At 48.5% G+C, this 22,825-nt stretch carries 19 protein-coding genes and 1 riboswitch; of the genes, 12 read left to right on the top strand and 7 right to left on the bottom strand.

What is annotated here, in order from left to right; translation table 11 throughout:
- Position 1 precedes the first annotated feature (1 nt).
- Positions 2-3,802, bottom strand: a complete 3,801-nt coding sequence (locus D9742_RS10120) for a WGR and DUF4132 domain-containing protein (protein ID WP_130236818.1) — start codon at positions 3,800-3,802, stop codon at positions 2-4.
- Between the two features lie 140 nt (positions 3,803-3,942).
- Complete coding sequence (gene metG / locus D9742_RS10115; RefSeq protein ID WP_130236817.1) at positions 3,943-5,976, bottom strand: methionine--tRNA ligase; 2,034 nt, start codon at positions 5,974-5,976, stop codon at positions 3,943-3,945.
- 167 nt (positions 5,977-6,143) lie between these two features.
- Here metG and apbC point away from each other — a divergent pair, with 167 nt between their 5' ends.
- The 6 genes from apbC to D9742_RS10085 all read left to right on the top strand — a co-directional run bounded on the left by apbC (position 6,144) and on the right by D9742_RS10085 (position 12,929).
- Positions 6,144-7,253 (top strand): iron-sulfur cluster carrier protein ApbC, encoded by a 1,110-nt coding sequence (gene apbC / locus D9742_RS10110; RefSeq protein ID WP_130207002.1) that lies wholly within the window; start codon positions 6,144-6,146, stop codon positions 7,251-7,253.
- 257 nt (positions 7,254-7,510) lie between these two features.
- The gene (locus tag D9742_RS10105; protein WP_130236816.1) at positions 7,511-7,792 is read left to right on the top strand and encodes a DUF2574 family protein; all 282 of its coding nucleotides are present in this window, start codon (positions 7,511-7,513) and stop codon (positions 7,790-7,792) included.
- A 291-nt stretch (positions 7,793-8,083) separates the two neighbouring features.
- The gene (locus tag D9742_RS10100; RefSeq protein ID WP_000682830.1) at positions 8,084-8,626 is read left to right on the top strand and encodes a fimbrial protein; all 543 of its coding nucleotides are present in this window, start codon (positions 8,084-8,086) and stop codon (positions 8,624-8,626) included.
- Between the two features lie 87 nt (positions 8,627-8,713).
- Positions 8,714-9,388 carry a fimbria/pilus periplasmic chaperone gene (locus D9742_RS10095; protein WP_130236815.1) on the top strand — a complete coding sequence of 225 codons (675 nt, stop codon included), beginning with the start codon at positions 8,714-8,716 and terminating at the stop codon, positions 9,386-9,388.
- Positions 9,389-9,403: 15 nt separating this feature from the next.
- The gene (locus tag D9742_RS10090) at positions 9,404-11,884 is read left to right on the top strand and encodes a fimbrial biogenesis outer membrane usher protein (RefSeq protein WP_130236814.1); all 2,481 of its coding nucleotides are present in this window, start codon (positions 9,404-9,406) and stop codon (positions 11,882-11,884) included.
- Between the two features lie 10 nt (positions 11,885-11,894).
- Positions 11,895-12,929: a fimbrial protein gene (locus D9742_RS10085; protein ID WP_096179611.1), complete on the top strand. Its 1,035-nt coding sequence runs from the start codon at positions 11,895-11,897 to the stop codon at positions 12,927-12,929.
- An 81-nt stretch (positions 12,930-13,010) separates the two neighbouring features.
- Here D9742_RS10085 and rcnB read toward each other — a convergent pair whose 3' ends face one another.
- The gene (gene rcnB / locus D9742_RS10080; RefSeq protein WP_001618714.1) at positions 13,011-13,349 is read right to left on the bottom strand and encodes a Ni(II)/Co(II) efflux transporter accessory subunit RcnB; all 339 of its coding nucleotides are present in this window, start codon (positions 13,347-13,349) and stop codon (positions 13,011-13,013) included.
- 217 nt (positions 13,350-13,566) lie between these two features.
- A complete protein-coding gene (rcnA, locus tag D9742_RS10075) occupies positions 13,567-14,391 on the bottom strand; it encodes a nickel/cobalt efflux protein RcnA (RefSeq protein WP_130236813.1) in 825 nt (274 codons plus the stop codon).
- Between the two features lie 120 nt (positions 14,392-14,511).
- Here rcnA and rcnR point away from each other — a divergent pair, with 120 nt between their 5' ends.
- From rcnR to D9742_RS10050, 5 genes are all read left to right on the top strand, one after another.
- The gene (rcnR, locus tag D9742_RS10070) at positions 14,512-14,784 is read left to right on the top strand and encodes a Ni(II)/Co(II)-binding transcriptional repressor RcnR (protein ID WP_000019944.1); all 273 of its coding nucleotides are present in this window, start codon (positions 14,512-14,514) and stop codon (positions 14,782-14,784) included.
- 91 nt (positions 14,785-14,875) lie between these two features.
- A riboswitch (TPP riboswitch) is annotated at positions 14,876-14,972 on the top strand.
- A 34-nt stretch (positions 14,973-15,006) separates the two neighbouring features.
- Positions 15,007-15,795 carry a hydroxyethylthiazole kinase gene (thiM, locus tag D9742_RS10065; protein WP_130236812.1) on the top strand — a complete coding sequence of 263 codons (789 nt, stop codon included), beginning with the start codon at positions 15,007-15,009 and terminating at the stop codon, positions 15,793-15,795.
- Complete coding sequence (gene thiD, locus D9742_RS10060; RefSeq protein WP_130236811.1) at positions 15,792-16,592, top strand: bifunctional hydroxymethylpyrimidine kinase/phosphomethylpyrimidine kinase; 801 nt, start codon at positions 15,792-15,794, stop codon at positions 16,590-16,592. The genes thiM and thiD overlap by 4 nt, the downstream gene beginning before the upstream one ends.
- Positions 16,593-16,656: 64 nt before the next feature.
- Complete coding sequence (locus tag D9742_RS10055) at positions 16,657-17,475, top strand: glycoside hydrolase family 25 protein (RefSeq protein WP_130236810.1); 819 nt, start codon at positions 16,657-16,659, stop codon at positions 17,473-17,475.
- A gap of 50 nt (positions 17,476-17,525) precedes the next feature.
- Positions 17,526-18,272 (top strand): GntR family transcriptional regulator, encoded by a 747-nt coding sequence (locus D9742_RS10050; protein WP_130236809.1) that lies wholly within the window; start codon positions 17,526-17,528, stop codon positions 18,270-18,272.
- Here D9742_RS10050 and D9742_RS10045 read toward each other — a convergent pair.
- Genes D9742_RS10045 through D9742_RS10035 form a run of 3 tightly spaced genes read right to left on the bottom strand, consistent with a single transcriptional unit; the run spans position 18,246 to position 21,486 of the window.
- Positions 18,246-19,211, bottom strand: a complete 966-nt coding sequence (locus D9742_RS10045) for a carbohydrate kinase family protein (protein WP_130236808.1) — start codon at positions 19,209-19,211, stop codon at positions 18,246-18,248. The two genes, D9742_RS10050 and D9742_RS10045, sit on opposite strands and share 27 nt — an antisense overlap.
- On the bottom strand, positions 19,208-20,212 hold the full coding sequence (locus D9742_RS10040) for an ADP-ribosylglycohydrolase family protein (protein ID WP_072686638.1): 1,005 nt from the start codon (positions 20,210-20,212) through the stop codon (positions 19,208-19,210). The genes D9742_RS10045 and D9742_RS10040 overlap by 4 nt, the downstream gene beginning before the upstream one ends.
- The gene (locus D9742_RS10035) at positions 20,209-21,486 is read right to left on the bottom strand and encodes a nucleoside permease (protein ID WP_130236807.1); all 1,278 of its coding nucleotides are present in this window, start codon (positions 21,484-21,486) and stop codon (positions 20,209-20,211) included. Before D9742_RS10035 ends, D9742_RS10040 begins: the two co-directional genes overlap by 4 nt.
- A 258-nt stretch (positions 21,487-21,744) precedes the next feature.
- On the opposite strand from D9742_RS10035, the gene fbaB reads away from it, so the two are divergent.
- Positions 21,745-22,797, top strand: a complete 1,053-nt coding sequence (gene fbaB, locus D9742_RS10030) for a class I fructose-bisphosphate aldolase (RefSeq protein WP_130236806.1) — start codon at positions 21,745-21,747, stop codon at positions 22,795-22,797.
- Positions 22,798-22,825: the final 28 nt, after the last annotated feature.

The raw sequence follows: 22,825 nt of genomic DNA, 5'->3' as shown, positions 1-22,825 counted from the left end.
TTTAATCAAACAGTGATTCAATGTCGTTAATCAGCTCGCTGGCGGTGATGTCGTCGAGTACGGAGAAAGTGGATGAAGATTGTTTACCGTAGCGATCATAAGAGGCGGTGATTTTTACGCTTTCGACAGGCAGTAGGTCGCTATACCCTGTTTCGCCATAAATTAATGAAAAAGGTTCTGTTTCAAGTTCGAGAGCGCCATAAGGGGTAGATTTGCGCATCGCATAGACGCTGCCGCTTTCTTCCAGACGTTGCCAGCCTCTGCGTTCCAGACCGACAATGCGTCCGGCCTGGCAGAGACGTCCGTCCCAGCGTGACAATTCATGGACATTACGCTCGTTATCAGCAAGGTGGTAACTACCACGATCGAGCTGTTGGAAAGGGGGAAGTAGTTCGTAATCAACGTAAATTTGCCTGAATGCAGCGGCGGATTCAGGGGGGATTTCCAGCACATGCGGAATACCGATGTTTCCTGCTGGCAGCGTGAATAGCTCATCCTGCGCATCGCTGTAAGTGCTGTCTTCTGCGACTCGGAAGCAGGCAATCAGCGTGTTTTCCTCAGTATATACCCCCCATAACAGCCGTCGGGTTAAGTGACGTACCAGCGGATGCTCCACCAGGAACAGGCGGAACTGCTCTGCCGTCCAGCGTCTGCGCTGGCACATAGCCTGCTCCAGACGCTCAATCTGCTGGCTGGCAATGGCGCGCACATCTTTCTTCAATTGTTTAAAGAGGGTAACGGCGTCAGTTGCCAGTGTTTTATCATCGCAATGGTTTGGTTTGGGTAAATCTTTCAGGACTTTGCCGTTTGCGTCGCGAACCACGGGTTTTAAGGTTTCGTCAAAACCAATGGTGAATTGACGTGGGCCGAAATCAAGTGTCAGAGAGCCGTTGATATCAAGCCCTAAATCTGGAGCCAGGCGGTCTTCCAGTTCAGCCATAGTTAGCCCACGGTTTTCAGCAACTATGTTGATTTTCTCGCGGGCATGTTCCTGTAATGCTTTGAATTTAATTTTTCGCGCGATGCCATTAAGCAACATTAGCGCAATATCGCTGCCAATATCAGCCAATACATCCAGCCCGGAAACCGCCCGTTTATGCTGGGATTCCCCTGGCCAGGCACGGATAAGCGGGGTTAATTTACGCGCGGTGTCGTCATTGCCTAAAATCCCAAGCGAAGTAAATGCCCAGTTTTCTTTTGCGGGCGCGCCAGCTTCTGTCCAGGCGGTATACAGATCCCAGCCAAATTCAGCCAGTGATTCGCGGGGGAAGGTCTCTTTAATGATATCCAGCCCAGCGTAGGGGGTTATGTCGCGTGGAAAGCTCAACATTGTGCCCAGGTGGCGCATAGCGTCATCTGGCAGAGGCAGGTTGGTACTTTTAAGCCGTGGTCTGCGCCATAAGGTGAACTGATAAAAGCCAGGCAGTGGGGCGATTTTTGCGGGATATTCTTCCAGTGGGTCGCTATCGAACAATATTGCCAGCGCAGCTAAAACATCAGGTTGGTTATACCCCCGGGCGATTTCCTCAATCGTTTCTCGCTGGTTTAAATTCACCAGCAGACGAAGCGCCTGGCGGGCACAATCACGATCTTTTCCCTGTTTGCCCAGGGCCACAGGAAGTAACCCGGCGGCAGCATGGCGCGGGTAGTCAGTTAGCCAGTTTCGCGCATCTTCATAAGACATTTTTTTCTGTAGCTGTTGCGCCATCGGTAAGGCCAGTTCACTGACACCGAGGAAGAAGGTGAAGAAGCACAGGCGTCGTGGATCACGTTGCAGACAGGTCATAAATGCAGGTATGGCGGCGCTACCAAAAATTGCCAGAATATTTCCCTCACCAGAGTAGTTATCTTCTTTGACTATCTGGTTAAGAAAAGAAATGGCCTGTTGACCAGGCAGGTAACAGAGGGCCATGAGATCCCAGCTTTTGTATGCATTGTTATGGTATTGCGCAAATTCAGCATTGAGTGCTGGAAAATCGAAGCGTAGCAGGGCATCAACGGCGCTTTGTGGCGCCGGAATTTTTTCGTATATTTTTTCTCCGCTTTCCCGCCATTTTTCAAAACCAAGATACCACAGTATTTGTTGCTCCGGTGTAAGCGGTATTAAGTGTTTCTCCCAGCTTGCTTTTTTCATCGGCGGCAGGTCGGTAAACAATGTTTGTTTTGTCGCCTGCTGTTGGGCTATTTGCTGGAAGCGGGTGACAAGGTAAGTACGGGTTAGTCTTTTGGCAATCTCGGGAGTGACATCAGAAACAGAAGGAACTGGAAGCACAGGAAGATCAAACACTGGCGTATTTTTCTTTTTCTCTTTGGTTATCCAGGGCGGCGAAACAAACAGTTGTGGCAACATATCCGCAGTGGCGTATTCACTTTCTTCAGTGACTGGATGCAGGCGACATTCAGATAAGATGCCAGCGGCTTTGGCGTTAACCCAGGGAATAACGTCAGTGACTAACTCTGGCGTAGCGGTAATCAGTTTGACAAGCGCTTTACGCCACTCTTTATCTTCATGTATTGCCAGCAAAGTAGCATAAGCCGCAATAGCCGCAGCGGGATGCTTTTGACTGGCTTTGCTTAAGTATTCCAGACGTTTTTTCTTGCCATCAACACCGAGGATCAGAATTTGAATCGCATCCGGGTGATTCGTTTTCCATAGCCATTTGACAAGATTTTCAGTCTCGCTGATGCAACTGAAAAGATAAGTGGGATTATCGTAATAGTCCTCTGTTAACTCATGCAGGATCCTGCTTACGCCGCGCATCCCGTGGTTAATGACTAACATTGTAAGATAAGCGTAAAAATTACCGTGGAGCGGAGGAAAACCATATTTGTTCAGAGCGGCATACGCGGCATCATCTGTTACTGCTAATTTTAACCACACCATTGCCGGGATATTTTCATCTGCATAACGCAGCGCCATCGCATTGGCGATATCCGGGCGTTCAGGGATCAATAGCGCTGCAACAGGTTGTCTTGCCAGGGAGAGAGTGGGAATGGCAGTGAGCACTTTATCTACACAACGTTCCCACTCTTCTTGCGGAGCAAGTGAAAGATGGTGGCATAAATGTCGATGCCAATATGGTAGTGATTCTGCTTCAAAATCAGGAGGAATATGAGCAGTAATTACAGAGGCATTGCCAATCTTCGAAGCCAGTTGCAGAGAGAGTAAAGCTATCTCTACCGTCGTTTCCAGACCACGGCGAATAACTAAATCGTCAACAAATTCATCAGCGTGGTAGATTTGCCACAATAATGCGGCGTCGGACTGTAGGCTGCCGTTTTTCTCATTGTGCTCAATTCGCCATTCCAGCTCGCTAAACGCCTGTTGCCAGCTTTCAGGATAAGAACTGTAATTAATGGAGGGTGCATATGCCCTGGGCGTTTTCGCAATGCGCTTCCATATTTCACCATCTTTGTGCAGATAATTGATCTCTCTGGGGCGAGAGCGATGTGGAAAAGCAAATCGATTAATATCGTCAGTTAGCGGAATGACCGCATCATCAGCCAGCCAGGGGCGTTTATTCTTACTTACAGGGGAAGTTTCAACTTCAGGGGGGAGGCTAACTTTGGTGACCGCCGGGAGATTCACATTCGCCGAACCGCCTTCCACATAGCCTTTTTTCGTTTTCTCTGCGATCAGCTTCTGTTCCGCTTTTTCCGCCGCCGCAACATCCGCAAAGTTTTTTACCTGGCTTTGCCCGGTGGTGCCGACTTTACCCCAGCTGATATGCAGCTCGTTTCCCTGTAGCTCAATCGCCCAGAATTTATGTGACTTGTCGTCCTGATAGATAAAGTTCTTCATTATGCATCCCTGTAATTTTATCCAGTTTTCAGAGGATGCTAGCAGCTAATGCCGTAAATAAAGAGCACAGAAAATGCAGGTAAACAACTTTAGGAATTTATAAAGAAAAGGCGCTGTCGATGCAGCGCCTTGAAGGGGGATTATTTCACCTGATGGCCTGGTTTAGCACCAGCATCCGGGCTTAACAGGAAGATATCTTTCCCGCCAGGACCTGCAGCCATTACCATGCCTTCGGAGATACCAAAGCGCATTTTGCGCGGAGCCAGGTTAGCCACCATAATGGTGTGACGACCAATCAGTGCCTGCGGATCAGGGTAAGCAGAACGAATGCCGGAGAAGACATTGCGTTTTTCACCTCCGAGATCCAGCGTCAGGCGCAGCAGTTTGTCAGAACCTTCAACAAACTCTGCGTTTTCAATCAGCGCCACGCGCAGGTCAACTTTAGCGAAGTCGTCAAAGGTGATGGTTTCCTGAATCGGATCGTCTGCCAGCGGGCCAGTAACTGGTGCTGCCGTGGCTTTTACTTCCTCTTTGGATGCTTCCACCAGTGCTTCAACCTGCTTCATATCGATGCGGTTATACAGCGCCTTGAACGGATTCACTTTGTGGCCCAGCAGCGGTTGCTGGATACCATCCCAGGTCAGTTCCGTATTCAGGAATGCTTCAGCACGCTCGGTCAGTTTCGGCAGTACCGGCTTCAGGTAAGTCATCAGCACGCGGAACAGGTTGATGCCCATTGAGCAAATCGCCTGCAGGTCAGCATCGCGGCCTTCCTGTTTTGCGACTACCCACGGAGCCTGTTCATCGACATAGCGGTTAGCCAGGTCAGCCAGCGCCATAATTTCGCGCACTGCTTTACCAAATTCACGGCTTTCCCAAGCTTCGCCAATCACTTCAGCGGCATCGGTAAAGGTCTTGTACAGCTCAGAATCAGCCAGTTCGTTTGCCAGCACGCCGTCAAAACGCTTATTGATAAAGCCTGCGTTGCGGGAGGCCAGGTTAACCACTTTGTTAACGATATCGGCATTCACGCGCTGAACGAAATCTTCCAGGTTCAGGTCAATATCATCAATACGCGAAGACAGTTTTGCGGTGTAGTAGTAGCGCAGGCTGTCGGCGTCAAAGTGATTCAGCCAGGTGCTGGCCTTAATAAAGGTGCCACGAGACTTGGACATCTTCGCGCCGTTCACCGTCACATAGCCGTGAACAAACAGGTTGGTCGGCTTGCGGAAGTTGCTGCCTTCCAACATGGCAGGCCAGAACAGGCTGTGGAAGTAAACGATATCTTTACCGATGAAGTGATACAGCTCGGCGGTGGAATCTTTCTTCCAGTATTCATCGAAGCTTACAGTGTCGCCGCGCTTGTCGCACAGATTCTTGAAAGAACCCATGTAGCCAATCGGTGCGTCCAGCCAGACGTAGAAGTATTTGCCCGGCGCGTTCGGAATTTCGAAACCGAAGTACGGTGCATCTCGGGAGATATCCCACTGTTGCAGGCCGGATTCAAACCATTCCTGCATTTTGTTGGCCACCTGCTCCTGCAACGCGCCGCTGCGGGTCCATGCCTGCAACATTTCGCTGAAAGAGGGCAGATCAAAGAAGAAGTGTTCGGAATCACGCATTACCGGCGTAGCGCCAGAAACCACCGATTTTGGTTCGATCAATTCAGTCGGGCTATATGTTGCGCCGCAGACTTCACAGTTATCGCCGTATTGATCTGGCGATTTACATTTCGGGCAGGTGCCTTTCACAAAACGGTCCGGCAGGAACATGCCTTTTTCCGGATCGTACAGTTGAGAGATGGTGCGGTTTTTAATAAATCCGTTCTCTTTCAGGCGGCTGTATATAAGCTCCGACAGCTGACGGTTCTCTTCGCTGTGCGTAGAGTGGTAATTGTCGTAGCTGATGTTAAAGCCTGCGAAATCAGTCTGATGTTCCTGACTCATTTCGCCAATCATCTGCTCCGGGGTGATACCAAGCTGCTGAGCTTTCAGCATGATTGGCGTACCGTGGGCATCGTCGGCGCAGATGAAGTTGACTTCGTGGCCGCGCATTCGCTGGTAACGGACCCAGACATCAGCCTGGATGTGCTCCAGCATATGGCCGAGGTGGATTGAGCCGTTGGCGTACGGCAGTGCGCACGTTACCAGAATTTTCTTCGCGACTTGAGTCATAGTAGGCATTACTTCTTTGTAGTGAAAAGGGCTTAGATAGTACCAAATGGGGCATGGTTACGTAAGTCCTGTGCAAGCATCTTATGATGCATTATTAGGTAAGTACTTAGCTGTTAACTTCAGGTAAACTAATAGCGATAAGTTATCTTTATAAATAAGGAGTCGGGATGAACGAACAATCCCAGGCCAAATCACCAGAAGCCCTGCGCGCAATGGTCGCCGGGACACTGGCCAATTTTCAGCACCCAACCCTCAAGCATAACCTCACTACGCTAAAAGCGTTGCATCATGTCGCCTGGATGGACGACACGTTGCATGTGGAATTGGTTATGCCGTTTGTCTGGCATAGCGCGTTTGAAGAGTTAAAAGAGCAGTGTAGTGCCGAATTGCTGCGTATCACCGGGGCGAAAGCTATCGACTGGAAACTGTCGCATAACATTGCCACCCTGAAACGCGTGAAGAATCAGCCGGGTATTAACGGCGTGAAGAACATCATTGCGGTCAGTTCCGGCAAAGGCGGAGTGGGTAAATCCTCCACAGCAGTAAACCTGGCGCTGGCGTTGGCGGCGGAAGGGGCGAAAGTGGGTATTCTGGATGCCGATATCTACGGCCCGTCAATTCCCACCATGCTGGGGGCAGAAAATCAGCGTCCGACTTCGCCTGATGGCACTCACATGGCGCCAATTATGTCTCATGGCCTGGCAACCAATTCAATTGGTTATCTGGTCACTGATGACAACGCGATGGTATGGCGTGGTCCGATGGCCAGCAAGGCGCTAATGCAGATGTTGCAAGAAACCTTATGGCCAGATCTCGACTATCTGGTGCTCGACATGCCGCCAGGAACCGGTGACATTCAGCTGACGCTGGCGCAGAACATTCCGGTAACTGGCGCGGTAGTGGTTACTACGCCGCAGGATATCGCGCTGATTGATGCCAAAAAAGGCATCGTGATGTTTGAAAAGGTCGAAGTTCCGGTGCTCGGTATTGTCGAGAACATGAGCGTGCATATTTGCAGTAATTGTGGCCATCACGAACCGATTTTCGGTACTGGTGGCGCGGAGAAACTGGCAGAGAAGTATCATACGCAACTGCTGGGGCAAATGCCGTTACACATCAGCCTGCGTGAAGATCTTGATAAAGGCACCCCAACGGTTATCAGCCGTCCGGAGAGCGAATTTACTGCTATCTACCGCCAGCTGGCGGACCGTGTTGCAGCCCAGCTCTACTGGCAGGGCGAAGTCATTCCTGGCGAAATTGCCTTTCGCGCCGTATAACGTGTATTAACCTTTCTGGTTATTCTTCATTCACCACATCAATGTTAAATTGATGTGGTGAATTTTTACAGCCTTAATAATCACTTTTTTAATGCTGCGAATATTCAGTGGATCTTAGTCCGAAACTGTACAAAGGCGATTGATTGTGCAACCACTGTCTCTTTATCATCCCTCGTGGCTGTGTAGCGGATGTACAGCTATAGTGTGTTATGCACTCAATCTACCCGGCATAACCTTTACTACAGGGATAACGTTCAATGAATAAGTATTGGTTGTCAGGAGTTGTTTTTCTTGCTTATGGACTAGCATCACCCGCGTTCTCTTCTGATACTGCAACATTAACCATCAATGGCAGAATTAGTTCCCCTACATGCAGTATGGATGTTGTTAATAATCATCTTCAGCAACGTTGTGGGCAGTTGTTACAACGAGTTGAAACCAACTATCGTGCTTCTTCTACTGCAAAAGGCGTTACGACAGAAGTGGTAGCTGTGGGTAATAACGACAAACGCAAAATCGTGTTAAATCGCTACGATTAATTTGCCAACACCGTTTTAAGCATATTTAAAAAGCCAAAATCATTCCTATGAATGATTTTGGCTTTTTTATTCACCCCATAAATATTATTTACGGTAATTTACGGTAATTAATCAGTTTCAAAAATGTTTGTTATAGCGAATTATTTGTTGTATTTATATCGCGTTAGTTAATTTGTTTTAAATCAACAAAACAATATGTTTACATTGCGGCAACCTTTTTGATGTGAGAAATTTGTTTCCAAGAGATACAGACTCTTAACAAAACAAAATAAACTTATTAAGGAATGCATCATGAAACATTCAATTATTGCTGTCGCTGTCTTATCTTCTGTATTTATGAGTGCTGGTATTTTCGCTGCTGAAGTAGATACCGGAACTTTAACCATTAAAGGTAATATTGCTGAATCACCATGTACATTTGTCGCTGGCGGTGATTCAGTCAGTATTAATATGCCGACTGTACCCACCACTGTATTTGATGGTAAAGCGAAATATTCAACTTATGATGGCGCGGTTGGTGTAACCAGCAGTATGCTGAAAATTACTTGTCCGAAGACTATTGATGGCGTAAAACTTTCGTTGATCACCAACGAGAAAATTCTTGGTAATGATAAGGCAATATCCAGTAGTAATGACACAGTTGGATACTATCTCTATTTGGGAGATAGCAGTGACGTACTGGATATTTCCGCACCATTTAATATTGAAAGTTATAAAACTGCTGATGGACAATATGCAATACCGTTTAAGGCAAAATATCTGAAGTTGACTGACAGTGGTGTTGCATCTGGTACTGTTAACTCTTCATTGGTTATGCGTGTTGCCCAGGATTAAATATTTAAAATAATCATCTTGTTTTTTCAGTAAGTTAAAATGGCCGCCATATTCATGGCGGCCAGCATAAATATAAGAGGCATTAAGATGAAAGGGTTATTATCTTTACTCATCTCTTCTATGATATTCCCCGTGCATGCCGGAATGGTTATTTTAGGGACCCGTATCATTTACCCGGCAGAGCAGAAAGAGGTCATGGTACAACTGATGAATCAGGGAAACCGCTCTTCGCTGATGCAGGCGTGGATTGATGATGGCGACACGTCTCTGCCGCCAGAAAAGATTCAGGTTCCTTTTATGTTAACGCCACCAGTAGTGAAAGTAGCGGCCAATTCTGGGCAACAAATAAAAATTAAAATCATGCCTAATAAATTACCCAGTAATAAGGAAAGTATTTTTTATCTTAACGTTCTGGATATTCCACCGAATAGCCCAGAAGATGAAGGAAAGAATGCGTTAAAATTTGCCATGCAAAACAGAATCAAGTTGTTTTACCGACCTGCTGGTATTGCTCCGGTAAATAAAACGACTTTTAAAAAATTACGAGTGAGTCGTAGCGGTAATAACGTAGTCATAAAAAATGACTCGCCAAATTGGGTAACGATTTCTGATGTTAAGGCTAATAACGTCAAAGTGAATTATGAAACTATCATGATTGCACCACAAGAAAGTCAGAATGTCAGTGTAAAAAATAATAATGCGAATGGCTGGCAACTGACCATTATCGATGATCACGGCAACTATATTAGTGACAAAATTTAATTGCAGGAGCTGCCTATGTTGAGAATGACCCCGCTTGCATCAGCAATAGTCGCGTTATTGCTCGGCATTGAAGCACATGCAGCAGAAGAAACCTTTGACACCCATTTTATGATGGGAGGAATGAAAGGTGAGCAAGTAACAAATTTGCGTCTTGATGATAATCAGCCTTTACCTGGGCAGTACGACATTGATATTTATGTCAATAAACAATGGCGTGGAAAATATGAGATTATCGTCAAAGATAACCCACATGAAACTTGCCTGACGCGTGAAATTGTAAAGCGGTTAGGTATAAATAGCGATAATTTTGCACGCGAAAATCAGTGTTTAACATTTGAGCAACTTGTTCAGGGCGGAAGCTACTCCTGGGATATTGGGATTTTTCGTTTGGATCTCGCTGTTCCGCAAGCCTGGGTCGAAGAGCTGGAAAATGGTTACGTTCCGCCAGAAAACTGGGAGCGGGGAATCAATGCGTTTTATACGTCTTATTACGTAAGTCAGTATTACAGTGACTATAAAGCCTCGGGCAATAGTAAGAGCACTTATGTGCGTTTTAACAGTGGGCTAAATTTGCTGGGATGGCAGCTGCATTCAGATGCCAGTTTTAGCAAAACGGATAATAATCCTGGTGAGTGGAAAAGCAACACGCTGTATCTGGAGCATGGATTTTCTCAAATTCTCGGTACGCTGCGTATTGGTGATATGTACACCTCAGCCGATATATTTGATTCCGTTCGCTTCACCGGGGTTCGGTTATTTCGTGATATGCAGATGTTGCCAAACTCGAAGCAAAATTTTACCCCACGGGTACAGGGGATTGCCCAGAGTAACGCGTTGGTAACTATTGAACAGAACGGTTTTGTCGTTTATCAGAAAGAGGTTCCACCAGGTCCGTTTTCGATTAGTGATTTGCAGTTAGCGGGCGGAGGGGCGGATCTTGATGTTAGTGTTAAGGAAGCCGATGGTTCTGTGACTACGTATCTGGTGCCTTATGCGGCAGTACCTAATATGCTGCAACCAGGTGTATCAAAATATGATTTTGCGGCAGGCCGTAGTCATATTGAAGGTGCGAGCAAGCAAAGTGATTTTGTCCAGGCCGGTTATCAGTATGGTTTTAATAATTTATTGACGCTGTATGGCGGCACGATGGTTGCTAATAATTACTATGCCTTTACCCTCGGAACAGGTTGGAACACGCGTATTGGCGCAATTTCAGTCGATGCAACTAAATCGCACAGTAAGCAAGACAATGGTGATGTGTTTGACGGACAAAGTTATCAAATTGCCTATAACAAATTTTTGAGCCAAACATCAACACGTTTTGGTCTGGCGGCCTGGCGTTATTCGTCGCGTGATTACCGCACATTTAACGATTATGTGTGGGCAAATAATAAAGATAATTATCGTCGTGATAAAAACGATGTCTATGATATTGCCGATTATTACCAGAATGATTTTGGTCGCAAAAATAGCTTTTCCGCCAATATGAGTCAGTCATTGCCAGAAGGCTGGGGATCTGTGTCATTAAGTACTTTATGGCGTGATTACTGGGGGCGAAGCGGCAGTAGTAAAGATTATCAACTGAGTTATTCCAATAACTGGCGGCGGATAAGCTATACCCTCGCGGCAAGCCAGGCGTATGATGAGAACCACGCCGAAGAGAAACGCTTTAATATTTTTATATCGATTCCCTTTGACTGGGGCGATGACGTTACGACGCCGCGGCGGCAAATATATATGTCTAACTCAACGACCTTTGATGATCAGGGTTTTGCCTCAAACAATACCGGATTATCGGGAACCGTTGGGAACCGCGATCAGTTTAACTATGGTATCAACTTGAGCCATCAACATCAGGGAAATGAAACGACAGCTGGGGCCAATTTGACCTGGACCGCACCGGCCGCAACAGTGAATGGCAGCTATAGTCAGTCGAGTACTTATCGACAGGTCGGAGCCAGTGTTTCAGGGGGACTGGTTGCCTGGTCTGGTGGCGTTAATCTGACGAACCGTCTTTCCGAAACGTTTGCTGTGATGCATGCGCCGGGAATCAAAGATGCTTATGTCAATGGGCAAAAATATCGTACAACAAACCGTAATGGTGTGGTGGTGTACGACGGACTGACACCTTATCGGGAAAATCACCTGATGATCGATGTGTCGCAAAGCGATAGCGAAACAGAATTACGCGGGAACCGTAAAATGACCGCCCCTTATCGCGGCGCGGTCGTTCTGGTTGATTTTGATACCGATCAGCGTAAGCCCTGGTTTATAAAAGCATTAAGATCCGATGGACAGCCATTAACGTTTGGTTATGAAGTCAATGATATGCATGGTCATAACATTGGTGTTGTCGGCCAGGGCAGTCAGATATTTATTCGCACCAATGAAATACCGCCAGCGGTTAATGTGGCAATTGATAAGCAACAAGGGCTTTCATGCACAATCACCTTCGGTAAAGAGATTGATGAAAGTAAAAATTATATCTGTCGGTGAGAGGTGAAATATGATGTTCAGAAATGGAATATTATTAATATTTATATTGTGGGCTAACTTTACCTGGGCTGGATGTCGTACTACTGCATCATTAAATATTACTGATGGTATTAATGTTGGGGAGATTTTAGCGAATGAAACTTCCTTTAGTAAAAGTGTCGTGTTTACTGGGATATCTTGTGATACGAGCACGGATAAAATAGTTTATAAAAATATCCAAAGTGATTGGGTTGAAGTTGGGCCTTTTGGTAATGGCGAAAAATTAAAGGTTAAAATAGAGTCTTTAGGTAAAACCAGCGACACGATTGGGAAATCCAGCAATGCGCAGGCAGTATTACCCTATGTGGTTAAAATAGCCAGAGGTACACCTGATTTTACTGGAGAAAGAAAATCTACCTGGTTTATTTCAGATACCGTGATTGCAAATATTGGCGGTGAGTCATCGTCATCCATCGACTTTTGGTTGGGTATTTGTAAGGCATTGAAGTTTAACTGGTGTGTGAATTATCTCACCAGCAAACTGGCGGGGGATACTTTTACGCTTGGGTTAAGTATTTCCTATTATCCTAAAAATACGACCTGTAAGCCTGAAAACACAGTTATAAAAGTAGATGATATCGCCTTGTCCCAGCTCAGAAATCAGGGAAAGATTGCGGCGAACAGTAAGGAAGGAACAATTACGTTGAAATGTGATAATCTTTTCGGCGACAAAAAACAAGCATCGCGGAATATGGTTGTATATCTTTCTAGCAGTGACTTAGTTAAAGGAAGTAATACTATTTTGCGTGGTAAAACAGATAATGGTGTAGGGTTTGTGTTGGATCTAACAGAACCACCAAAAGGGACTGAGGCTGCCATTAAAATTTCGGCCAACGGCGATCAGGGCGCGGCGACATCATTATGGAAAACAGATAAACCAGGAGTTTCATTAAATAGCAACATTATTAATATACCTGTCATGGCCAGTTACTATGTATATGATGAAAAAAAAGTTAAATCTGGCGCACTGGAGGCAACCGCATTAATCAACGTGAAATACGACTAATAACAAGCAAGACGAGCAAGTGGCTAATAATAAAAAATAACAAGGTGTCTGCATTTCCCCCTCATGATGAGGGGGCTTTTTTTAGCGATGATAAAAAATCTCACCGTCGTAGGCTTTAATGATTTTTCCGTCGGTATTATTGATCAGCACATATGCACCGCCCATATAGGTCCAGTGGGTTCCGGCGTCAGGTGCGGGCAGGTTACGCAACTGCCACTGCTTAATGTTGTACTCATCGGTACGGTACATTTCTGGTACGGTGTCACCTGGTTTGAAATGCTTGAAGTCAGCAATGAAGCTGCTTAACTCATACTTTGAAATTCCCGAGGCATTGGTCGAACCCGCGGTGGCTGGTGCGGCCCATGCTGCGCTGGTTACCAGCAAAAGCGCACCCAGCAACATCTTATTTTTTATGGTCATATACTCTCCACTTTGGGGATCAGTAAAATCAGTCGCATATCTTTCCCGCCATACAATATAACCGACAAGAGATATTTTGTTAGTGATCCCGTGATTTCGTAAAAAGTGTAAATGAAAGGACGCAGCAAAAGCATCCTCATTGAGCGAGAAGTGAGCGGAATAAGCTGATTTAAGAATCATCCTGGGCTAAAAGGATAGCGAAGCCCAGGTGATTGTTTTATCTCATAATACCCATAAAGCCATGCACTCCCATATACAACCCGACTAAACCAATCAACAGACTGGAAAAATAGGGGGCGCGTTTAGCGAGAGTGTTAAATCCGCTCCAGCGTTTTGCAACTTGTTGAACACTGATTGCCGCTCCAACGCCTACTGTAACCAGCGTTAATGCCAGGCCGATGCTGAAACTGACCACCAGCGTTGCTCCCAGCGTGAGGGCTTTCAGTTGAATACAAATCAACAGCACGGTAATTGCTGCCGGGCAGGGGATAAGGCCACCTGTTAAGCCAAATAACAAAATTTGCCAGTTGGTGACCTCTCTACCATCAAAGCGTCGTTTAATGTCATTGGCATGGGCCCGTGCATGGGCATCTTGATACTCGCCATGTTCGTGATGGTGATGATGTCCATGGTCGTGGTGATCTTCGTGATCGTGGTGATGATGCTCATGATCATGCCCGTGCATATTCTCAAGCCAGCTTCGTTCGCCGCGCCAGGTACGCCAGAACATCCAGAACGCGGTGCCAATAATGATCACCGCGGAAATCAACTGGAGCCACGGTTCTGCAGATTGAGCAGTAAAGCGTTTGCTGATCACCATCCCGCCAAAGGCAATCAACCAGACCACCGCGGTATGTGAAATGGTTGCTGCCAGTCCGAGCATCACCGCCTGTTTAATGGTGCCTTTGATGGCGATGATAAACGCCGCCATCATCGTTTTTGAGTGCCCTGGTTCCAGGCCATGAAGCGCACCAAGTAAGATGGCGCTGGGGATGAAGAACCAGGCGTTTCCTTGCTGAAGAAGAGTGGTAAATTCGGTCATGATAATAATTCTTAGTATTAATTCGGCAATCTGATTCTACTCCCCCCCAGTACCTGATACTACCCCCCAGTAGATTAATAGTGCTATGATTTTTCATGTTCTTGTTAACCAGGTGTTGCCATGTCTCATACAATCCGTGATAAACAGAAACTGAAAGCGCGTGCCAGTAAGATTCAGGGCCAGGTCGTGGCGCTCAAGAAAATGCTCGACGAGCCGCACGAATGCGCTGCAGTTTTACAACAGATTGCTGCTATCCGTGGCGCGGTAAACGGCCTGATGCGGGAAGTGATTAAAGGTCATCTGACAGAACACATTGTTCACCAGGGCGATGAACTAAAGCGTGAAGAAGATCTGGATGTCGTTCTGAAGGTGCTGGATTCTTATATCAAATAATTTATTAACGCGATTGTAAAACTGCGGTTTTTCCTCGTTTACAACGCGTGCGCTGGACATTACCATCTTCCTCTGCGATTTATCATCGCAACCAAACGACTCGGGGTGCCCTTCTGCGTGAAGGCTGAGAAATACCCGTACCACCTGATCTGGATAATGCCAGCGTAGGGAAGTCACAGACCATCAGGTCATTGCTTCTTCACGTTATGGCAGGAGCAAACTATGCAAGTCGACCTGCTGAGTTCCGCGCAGTCTGCGTACGCATTACACCTTTTTCACCAACATTCCCCTCTTGTGCACTGTATGACCAATGATGTGGTGCAAACCTTTACTGCCAATACATTGCTGGCGCTCGGTGCATCGCCAGCGATGGTTATCGAAACCGAAGAGGCAAGTCAGTTTGCGGCTATCGCCAGTGCCTTGTTGATTAACGTTGGCACACTGACGCAGCCACGCGCACAGGCGATGCGTGCTGCCGTTGAGCAAACAAAAAGCTCTCAAACACCCTGGACGCTTGATCCAGTAGCGGTTGGTGCGCTCGATTATCGCCGCCATTTTTGTCATGAACTTTTATCTTTTAAACCGGCAGCGATACGTGGTAATGCTTCGGAAATCATGGCATTAGCTGGCATTGCCAATGGTGGTCGTGGTGTGGACTCCACCGACGCCACAGCTAACGCGTTACCCGCCGCACAAACTTTGGCACGGGAAACTGGCGCAATCGTCGTGGTCACTGGCGAGGTGGATTATGTTACCGATGGACATCGTATCATTGGCATTCACGGTGGCGATCCGTTAATGACCAAAGTGGTAGGAACTGGCTGTGCATTATCGGCGGTTGTCGCTGCCTGTTGTGCGTTACCAGGCGATACGCTGGGAAATGTCGCATCTGCCTGTCACTGGATGAAACAAGCCGGAGAACGCGCAGTCGCCAGAAGCGAGGGGCCAGGCAGTTTTGTTCCACATTTTCTTGATGCACTCTGGCAATTGACGCAGGAGGTGCAGGCATGAAACGAATTAACGCTCTGACGATTGCCGGTACTGATCCGAGCGGTGGTGCGGGGATTCAGGCCGATCTTAAAACCTTCTCGGCGCTAGGTGCGTACGGTTGCTCGGTAATCACTGCACTGGTGGCGCAAAATACCCGTGGCGTACAGTCGGTGTATCGCATTGAGCCTGATTTTGTCGCTGCCCAGCTCGATTCGGTGTTCAGCGATGTGCGAATCGACACCACTAAAATCGGTATGTTGGCGGAAACCGATATTGTTGAAGCGGTGGCAGAACGGTTGCAACGTTATCAGATCCAAAACGTGGTACTCGACACCGTTATGCTGGCAAAAAGCGGCGACCCGCTGCTTTCACCTTCGGCGGTTGCTACGTTGCGCAGTCGATTATTGCCACAGGTTTCATTAATAACGCCAAACTTGCCCGAAGCTGCTGCCTTGCTCGACGCGCCACACGCGCGCACCGAACAGGAAATGCTGGAACAAGGGCGATCGCTGTTGGCGATGGGCTGTGGCGCAGTGCTAATGAAAGGTGGTCATCTGGATGATGAGCAAAGCCCGGACTGGCTGTTTACTCGTGAGGGAGAACAACGATTTACTGCACCGCGCATTATGACCAAAAACACCCACGGCACCGGTTGTACGCTCTCTGCGGCGTTGGCTGCACTGCGCCCGCGCCATACAAACTGGGCTGACACTGTTCAGGAGGCTAAAAGCTGGCTTTCTGCGGCGTTAGCGCAGGCAGACACGCTGGAAGTTGGTCACGGTATTGGTCCGGTTCACCACTTCCACGCCTGGTGGTGAGCACCGTACTATAGCTGCTTTGGTTATTGTCAGTCTTTGGCACTGACATTCAGGGATGAAACCAATGCAGCTAAGAATCGCCAGTCGAAAAAAATTCACCGCTTTGATATGCGCTCTGGGACTAATTTCCATTGTTGCGATTCATCCCCGCCAGACGGTGAATTTTTTCTATTCGACAGCAATTCAGATTAAAGACTACATCCACTTCTACGGTTATCGCCCGGTTAAATCTTTCGCTATTAGCATTCCTGCCAGTTACACCATTCACGGAATAGATGTTTCGCGCTGGCAGGAGCGGATCGACTGGCAGCGGGTGGCAAAAATGCGCGATAACGGTATCCGCTTACAATTTGCCTTTATTAAGGCGACGGAAGGTGAAAAGCTGGTGGACCCCTATTTTTCGCGTAACTGGCAACTAAGCCGCGAAAATGGCCTGCTGCGCGGGGCGTATCATTATTTTTCCCCGTCGGTAGCAGCGCCGGTTCAGGCGCGATTATTTCTGCAAACGGTGGATTTTACCCACGGCGATTTCCCTGCCGTGCTGGACGTAGAAGAACGGGGAAAATTATCGGCAAAAGAATTACGCAAGCGGGTAAGTCAGTGGCTAAAAATGGTCGAAAAAAGTACGGGAAAAAAGCCGATTATTTACTCCGGAGCCGTGTTTTATCACACGAATCTGGCGGGGTATTTCAATGAGTATCCATGGTGGGTTGCTCACTACTATCAACGTCGCCCGGACAATGACGGCATGGCATGGCGTTTCTGGCAGCATTCTGACCGTGGGCAGGTGGATGGCATTAACGGCCCGGTGGATTTTAATGTGTTTAATGGCACGGCTGAGGAGTTGCAGGCATTCGTTGATGGGATTAAAGAAACGCCTTAAATAAGAAGCAGTGATATACTCCTACCAGACTCCCGGCAGGAAAAAGACAAATGGAACAAGCGCATACCCAGCTTATCGCCCAACTGAACGAACGTATTTTAGCGGCGGACAACACGCCGCTATATATTAAGTTTGCCGAAACGGTAAAAAATGCCGTGCGTAGCGGGGTGCTGGAGCATGGCAATATTTTACCCGGCGAGCGCGATTTAAGTCAGTTAACTGGCGTTTCGCGTATTACGGTGCGCAAGGCGATGCAGGCGCTGGAAGAAGAGGGCGTAGTGACGCGTTCGCGCGGCTACGGCACGCAGATCAACAACATTTTCGAATACTCGCTGAAAGAAGCGCGAGGTTTTTCTCAGCAGGTGGTATTGCGCGGGAAAAAGCCCGATACGCTGTGGGTTAACAAGCGAGTGGTTAAATGCCCTGAAGAAGTCGCGCAGCAGCTGGCGGTCGAAGTGGGCAGTGATGTCTTTTTGTTGAAGCGTATTCGTTATGTGGATGAAGAAGCGGTATCGATTGAGGAATCATGGGTTCCGGCGCATTTAATTCATGATGTTGATGCCATCGGTATTTCACTTTATGACTACTTCCGCAGCCAGCACATCTACCCACAACGCACCCGTTCCCGCGTTAGCGCCCGGATGCCGGATGCCGAGTTTCAGTCACATATTCAGTTAGATAGCAAAATACCGGTGCTGGTGATCAAGCAAGTGGCGCTTGACCAACAGCAACGGCCTATTGAGTACAGCATTAGCCACTGTCGCAGCGATCTATACGTTTTTGTGTGCGAGGAGTAGTTCCTCGCGCGTTGGCGCACAATCACCGCCCCGATGCCCGACAACCCACGACGCCACTGCATTGCCCAGTAATACGGCATCCGCCAGTGGCAGACCAGAAGCCAGCCCGGCAAGTACGCCACCGGCATGACTGTCGCCCGCCCCAATGGTGTCGACAACTTGCGTTGGAAATGCCGGAATGCAGCCAGAAGCGTCGTTGCTGAAATACCATGCGCCCTCTTTATCGAGACGAATGATCAACGGCGCGGCAAATTTCTCCTGCCATTGCTTGCCAAGTGTTGTTATCTCTGCGGATAAAGCAAAACGTTCGGCGGCAATCTCAGCCTCTTGACGATTGAGTGACACTAAAGGTCGACAGGCCATGATCCGCGCCAGTAATGCATCCGGGATATCGCCAATACGTGGGCCAAAATCGATAAACGGCGTCACGTCTTGCTGCTCTTCCAGCCATTCCACTAACAATTCGCCGCAGGGCGAGGCCAGTTGATAACCGGAAAAATAGAGCAGGCTGCCAGGCGCAACGGTTAATCGCGCCAGCCAATGGCGATTCCACTGATTTTCCACACCGCTGAATGACATAAAAGTACGTTCGCCATCCGGCTCAACCAGCGCCAGACACCAGCCGTTATCACCTTCGGCGTTATCGATCAGGCTGATTAAGCCCTCTTTTGCCATCCGGTTGCGAATAATCTCCGCCCACACCCCCTGGCCGAGCGGCAGGGCATTGCCAGCTTCGATGCCGAGGCGCTTTAACGCCACGGCAATATTCAGTGCGCAGCCGCCAACGTTAACGCTCTGCTGTTTCAGTTCGATATCACACCCGCGCCAGGGCAGGGCGTAGGCGTCGGCGATCACATCAATGACCGCCGCGCCAATCACCATAACCGGCTGACGCGTAGTTAATTCAGGCAGCAGCGTGTGTAATCGAGCGCCGCTCATACCGCCTCCCGTTGTTGACGATATTTCGCCAGCGCTGTGGCATAGCGGTTGAAATCAAGCTGATTTACCGCATCCAGTTCCGCCTTTAACGCAGGATCGATAGCGTTAACGCCATGCAACGCGCCACAAATTGCCGTCGCCATGGCACCGATTGTGTCTGTGTCACCGCCAAGATTGGCGCACAGGACGGCGCAACGGTTCGGATCGGTTTGTGCCAGTTCAACCAGCGCAATGGCGCACGGAACGGACTCAATAGTGCTGGTACCTGCGCCAACGACCTGGTAAAGCTGTTCGCTGGCGGATTCGGTGCCGTCGGCATTGCGCACAATTTTCAGCGCAATCTCCAGACGCGCCGCCAGTGAAGCGCTGAAGGTGGTGATGCGTTTTTGCTGGGCATGTCGCGCAATTGAAGGCAGTGAATCTACAATCGCTGACCAGCTTTCTCCGTCAATGGCACGAGAAATCGCCCATGCGATGACTACCGCGCCCGCAACCGCCAGATCGGATTTATGGGTCGGGCTGGACGCCAGCGCCACATCATCAATAAAGGAATCAACATCACGCGCCGGAAGCAAACAACCTAATGGCGAGACGCGCATTGCCGCGCCGTTGGTCACGCCATTGTTTTCCAGTTCAGCAACAGGTTTACCGTCGCGAATGGCGTTGAGAGCAATCTTCGAGGTCGGACCTAGTACGTTTTTGTTAAAGGCGTCGAAACGCAGCGCCCAGTCGAGAATATTACGCCCAATCAGATCCGGGTCGATCTTGCCTTCACGTTCCAGTAACGCATCCGCCAGACACAGCGCCATCGAGGTGTCGTCGGTAAATTCGCCGCGGTTAAAATAACAGGCCGCGTTATTCTCCTTTGGTCCAGGCAGAAAACGGTCAATCCAGCCAAAGTGTGCTTTAACGCGGCTGCGTGGCCAAAGCTCGGAGGGCATCCCCATCGCATCCCCTAACGCCTGCCCATAAAGAGCACCGAGAATACGTTCTGTTTTCATTTAACTTCCCCTTGTGTCAACGCAATATCGCGATCATCGACCTTGATAGCCGTAATTTCGTTGTCGGATTCGCGGAAAAAAATCATGAACAGCACGGCGATAATGGCAATTATCACCGCGCCGAAAGTCCACATCCCGGCCCAGTTGAAGGTCAGCCCGTTTACCGGTTCCTGATAAGCGAACATCTTCTCCATCATCACGCCACCAAGCCGATAGCCGAGCAAACTGCCGAAGCCCTGGCAGCAGAGCGTGATCAGCCCCTGCGCGGCGGTACGCATATGCACCGGTGCTTTTTTATCGACATAGATGTAGGCGGTAACGTAGTAAAAATCGTAACTTACACCATGCAGCAAAATGCCGAGGAACAGTAACGCGTAGGTAAAATATTCATCCGCGCTGCCATAAATAAAGAAGCCATAGCGGATCGCGGCGGTGACCAGACCAAGCAATAATACCTTTTTGATACCAAAGCGTTTGGTGAAAAACGGCAATGCCAGCATAAAGAAGATTTCAGAGAACTGGCCTAGCGTCATCCAGCCGGTGGCATTTTTCATGCCTACTTCGGTCAGATAACCGTTGGCAAAGATGTAATAGAACGCCAGCGGCATCGCAAACAGGAATGAACAGAAGAAAAAGACGAGGAAGTTTTTATCGCGCAGCAGTATCAGCGCATCCAGGCCGAGCATGACTTTAATGTCCATTTTGCCGGTGCTTTTTGGCGGCGTGTCTGGCAGGAACAAGGCAAACGCACCGAGCAATGCGGAGCTTCCGGCGGTAATTAACAGCGGAATATTGGTCGGTGAGATATCGTCATATCCCAGCATCTGAGGCAGGAATCCGCAAACCAGACCAGAGGCAATCCAGCCTATAGTCCCCAGTACGCGAATGCGTGGAAAATCACGCTCCACATCCGGAACGTTAGCAAACGCGATGCTGTTAGTCAGCGCAATGGTCGGCATATAGGTCAGTGAGTAGGCTAGCAGTAACGGGAAGAACCCGGCAAAGGTGGTTTGTTGCGCGGCGAAATACATCAGCACCGCACCGGCGAACATCAATACAGCCAGTACTTTCTGCGCCGAGAAAAAGCGGTCAGTGATGGAGCCAACCAGAATAGGCGACAGGATCGCCGCAATGGCGGTACAGGCATAGGACCAGCCAATTTCTCCGGCACTGAAACCGCTTTTACTTAGCCACAACCACAATGGCACAAACCACGCGCCCCAGATAAACCATTCAACAAACATCATGAACGACAGCTTTGCTGTTGTTTTCATCTTTTAATTCCTTCATGACAGGTAATGTAAGGTACGAGATGACAATACCACTTAATAATACCTTTTAAATACCTTTGCGGTGAAAGCTTGACCGCTGTAACACTTTTTCTGATGAATCGTGCCAACAGAAAACGCTGAAAAAATATCCACAAGATGGAAAAACCAGCCCGTAAGGACCAGGATTATCATTGCCCGCACAAAAGGTGGGCCAGGACAATCCATAGCCGATATCCAATCGGAATTTACGGGAGCATAGTAATGACAGATATTGCGCAGTTGCTTGGCAAAGACGCCGACAACCTTTTACAGCACCGTTGTATGACTATTCCTTCTGACCAGCTTTATCTCCCCGGACATGATTACGTAGACCGCGTGATGATTGACAATAATCGTCCGCCAGCGGTGTTACGTAATATGCAGACGCTCTACAACACCGGGCGTCTGGCCGGCACAGGATACCTTTCTATTCTGCCGGTTGACCAGGGCGTCGAGCATTCTGCCGGGGCTTCATTTGCAGCTAACCCGCTCTACTTTGACCCGAAAAACATTGTGGAACTGGCGATCGAAGCGGGCTGCAACTGTGTGGCGTCAACTTACGGCGTGCTGGCATCGGTATCGCGGCGTTACGCGCACCGCATTCCATTCCTCGTCAAACTCAATCACAACGAGACGCTAAGTTACCCGAATACCTATGATCAAACGTTGTATGCCAGCGTGGAGCAGGCGTTCAATATGGGGGCGGTGGCGGTTGGTGCGACCATCTATTTTGGCTCGGAAGAGTCACGTCGTCAGATTGAAGAAATTTCTGCGGCCTTTGAACGCGCGCACGAGCTGGGCATGGTGACTGTGCTGTGGGCCTATTTGCGTAACTCAGCCTTTAAGAAAGATGGCGTTGATTACCATGTTTCCGCCGACCTGACCGGTCAGGCGAACCATCTGGCGGCAACCATAGGTGCAGATATCGTCAAACAAAAAATGGCGGAAAATAACGGCGGCTATAAAGCGATTAATTACGGTTATACCGACGATCGCGTTTACAGCAAGTTAACAAGCGAAAACCCGATTGATCTGGTGCGTTATCAGTTAGCTAACTGCTATATGGGCCGGGCCGGGTTGATAAACTCTGGCGGTGCTGCAGGCGGTGAAACTGACCTCAGCGATGCAGTGCGTACTGCGGTTATCAACAAACGCGCAGGCGGAATGGGGCTGATTCTTGGACGTAAGGCGTTCAAGAAATCGATGGCTGACGGTGTAAGACTGATTAACGCCGTGCAGGACGTTTATCTCGATAGCAAAATTACTATCGCCTGATACGAACGGCACTACCCCGTAGGACGGA

Origin of the sequence: Escherichia sp. E1V33 (assembly GCF_004211955.1) — a bacterium.
Lineage (GTDB): Bacteria > Pseudomonadota > Gammaproteobacteria > Enterobacterales > Enterobacteriaceae > Escherichia.
This window is presented reverse-complemented; position numbering and strand designations above follow the sequence as displayed.

What these genes read in the sequence shown, in the direction of transcription:
- D9742_RS10055 (WP_130236810.1), top strand. Translation starts at nt 16,657, where the DNA reads ATGCAGCTAAGAATCGCCAGTCGAAAAAAATTCACCGCTTTGATATGC.
- D9742_RS10090 (WP_130236814.1), top strand. Translation starts at nt 9,404, where the DNA reads ATGTTGAGAATGACCCCGCTTGCATCAGCAATAGTCGCGTTATTGCTC.
- D9742_RS10100 (WP_000682830.1), top strand. Translation starts at nt 8,084, where the DNA reads ATGAAACATTCAATTATTGCTGTCGCTGTCTTATCTTCTGTATTTATG.
- D9742_RS10120 (WP_130236818.1), bottom strand. Translation starts at nt 3,802, where the DNA reads ATGAAGAACTTTATCTATCAGGACGACAAGTCACATAAATTCTGGGCG.
- rcnB (WP_001618714.1), bottom strand. Translation starts at nt 13,349, where the DNA reads ATGACCATAAAAAATAAGATGTTGCTGGGTGCGCTTTTGCTGGTAACC.
- D9742_RS10050 (WP_130236809.1), top strand. Translation starts at nt 17,526, where the DNA reads ATGGAACAAGCGCATACCCAGCTTATCGCCCAACTGAACGAACGTATT.
- D9742_RS10035 (WP_130236807.1), bottom strand. Translation starts at nt 21,486, where the DNA reads ATGAAAACAACAGCAAAGCTGTCGTTCATGATGTTTGTTGAATGGTTT.
- rcnA (WP_130236813.1), bottom strand. Translation starts at nt 14,391, where the DNA reads ATGACCGAATTTACCACTCTTCTTCAGCAAGGAAACGCCTGGTTCTTC.
- D9742_RS10095 (WP_130236815.1), top strand. Translation starts at nt 8,714, where the DNA reads ATGAAAGGGTTATTATCTTTACTCATCTCTTCTATGATATTCCCCGTG.
- fbaB (WP_130236806.1), top strand. Translation starts at nt 21,745, where the DNA reads ATGACAGATATTGCGCAGTTGCTTGGCAAAGACGCCGACAACCTTTTA.
- D9742_RS10040 (WP_072686638.1), bottom strand. Translation starts at nt 20,212, where the DNA reads ATGAAAACAGAACGTATTCTCGGTGCTCTTTATGGGCAGGCGTTAGGG.
- metG (WP_130236817.1), bottom strand. Translation starts at nt 5,976, where the DNA reads ATGACTCAAGTCGCGAAGAAAATTCTGGTAACGTGCGCACTGCCGTAC.
- D9742_RS10085 (WP_096179611.1), top strand. Translation starts at nt 11,895, where the DNA reads ATGATGTTCAGAAATGGAATATTATTAATATTTATATTGTGGGCTAAC.
- D9742_RS10105 (WP_130236816.1), top strand. Translation starts at nt 7,511, where the DNA reads ATGAATAAGTATTGGTTGTCAGGAGTTGTTTTTCTTGCTTATGGACTA.
- D9742_RS10045 (WP_130236808.1), bottom strand. Translation starts at nt 19,211, where the DNA reads ATGAGCGGCGCTCGATTACACACGCTGCTGCCTGAATTAACTACGCGT.
- thiD (WP_130236811.1), top strand. Translation starts at nt 15,792, where the DNA reads ATGAAACGAATTAACGCTCTGACGATTGCCGGTACTGATCCGAGCGGT.
- rcnR (WP_000019944.1), top strand. Translation starts at nt 14,512, where the DNA reads ATGTCTCATACAATCCGTGATAAACAGAAACTGAAAGCGCGTGCCAGT.
- apbC (WP_130207002.1), top strand. Translation starts at nt 6,144, where the DNA reads ATGAACGAACAATCCCAGGCCAAATCACCAGAAGCCCTGCGCGCAATG.
- thiM (WP_130236812.1), top strand. Translation starts at nt 15,007, where the DNA reads ATGCAAGTCGACCTGCTGAGTTCCGCGCAGTCTGCGTACGCATTACAC.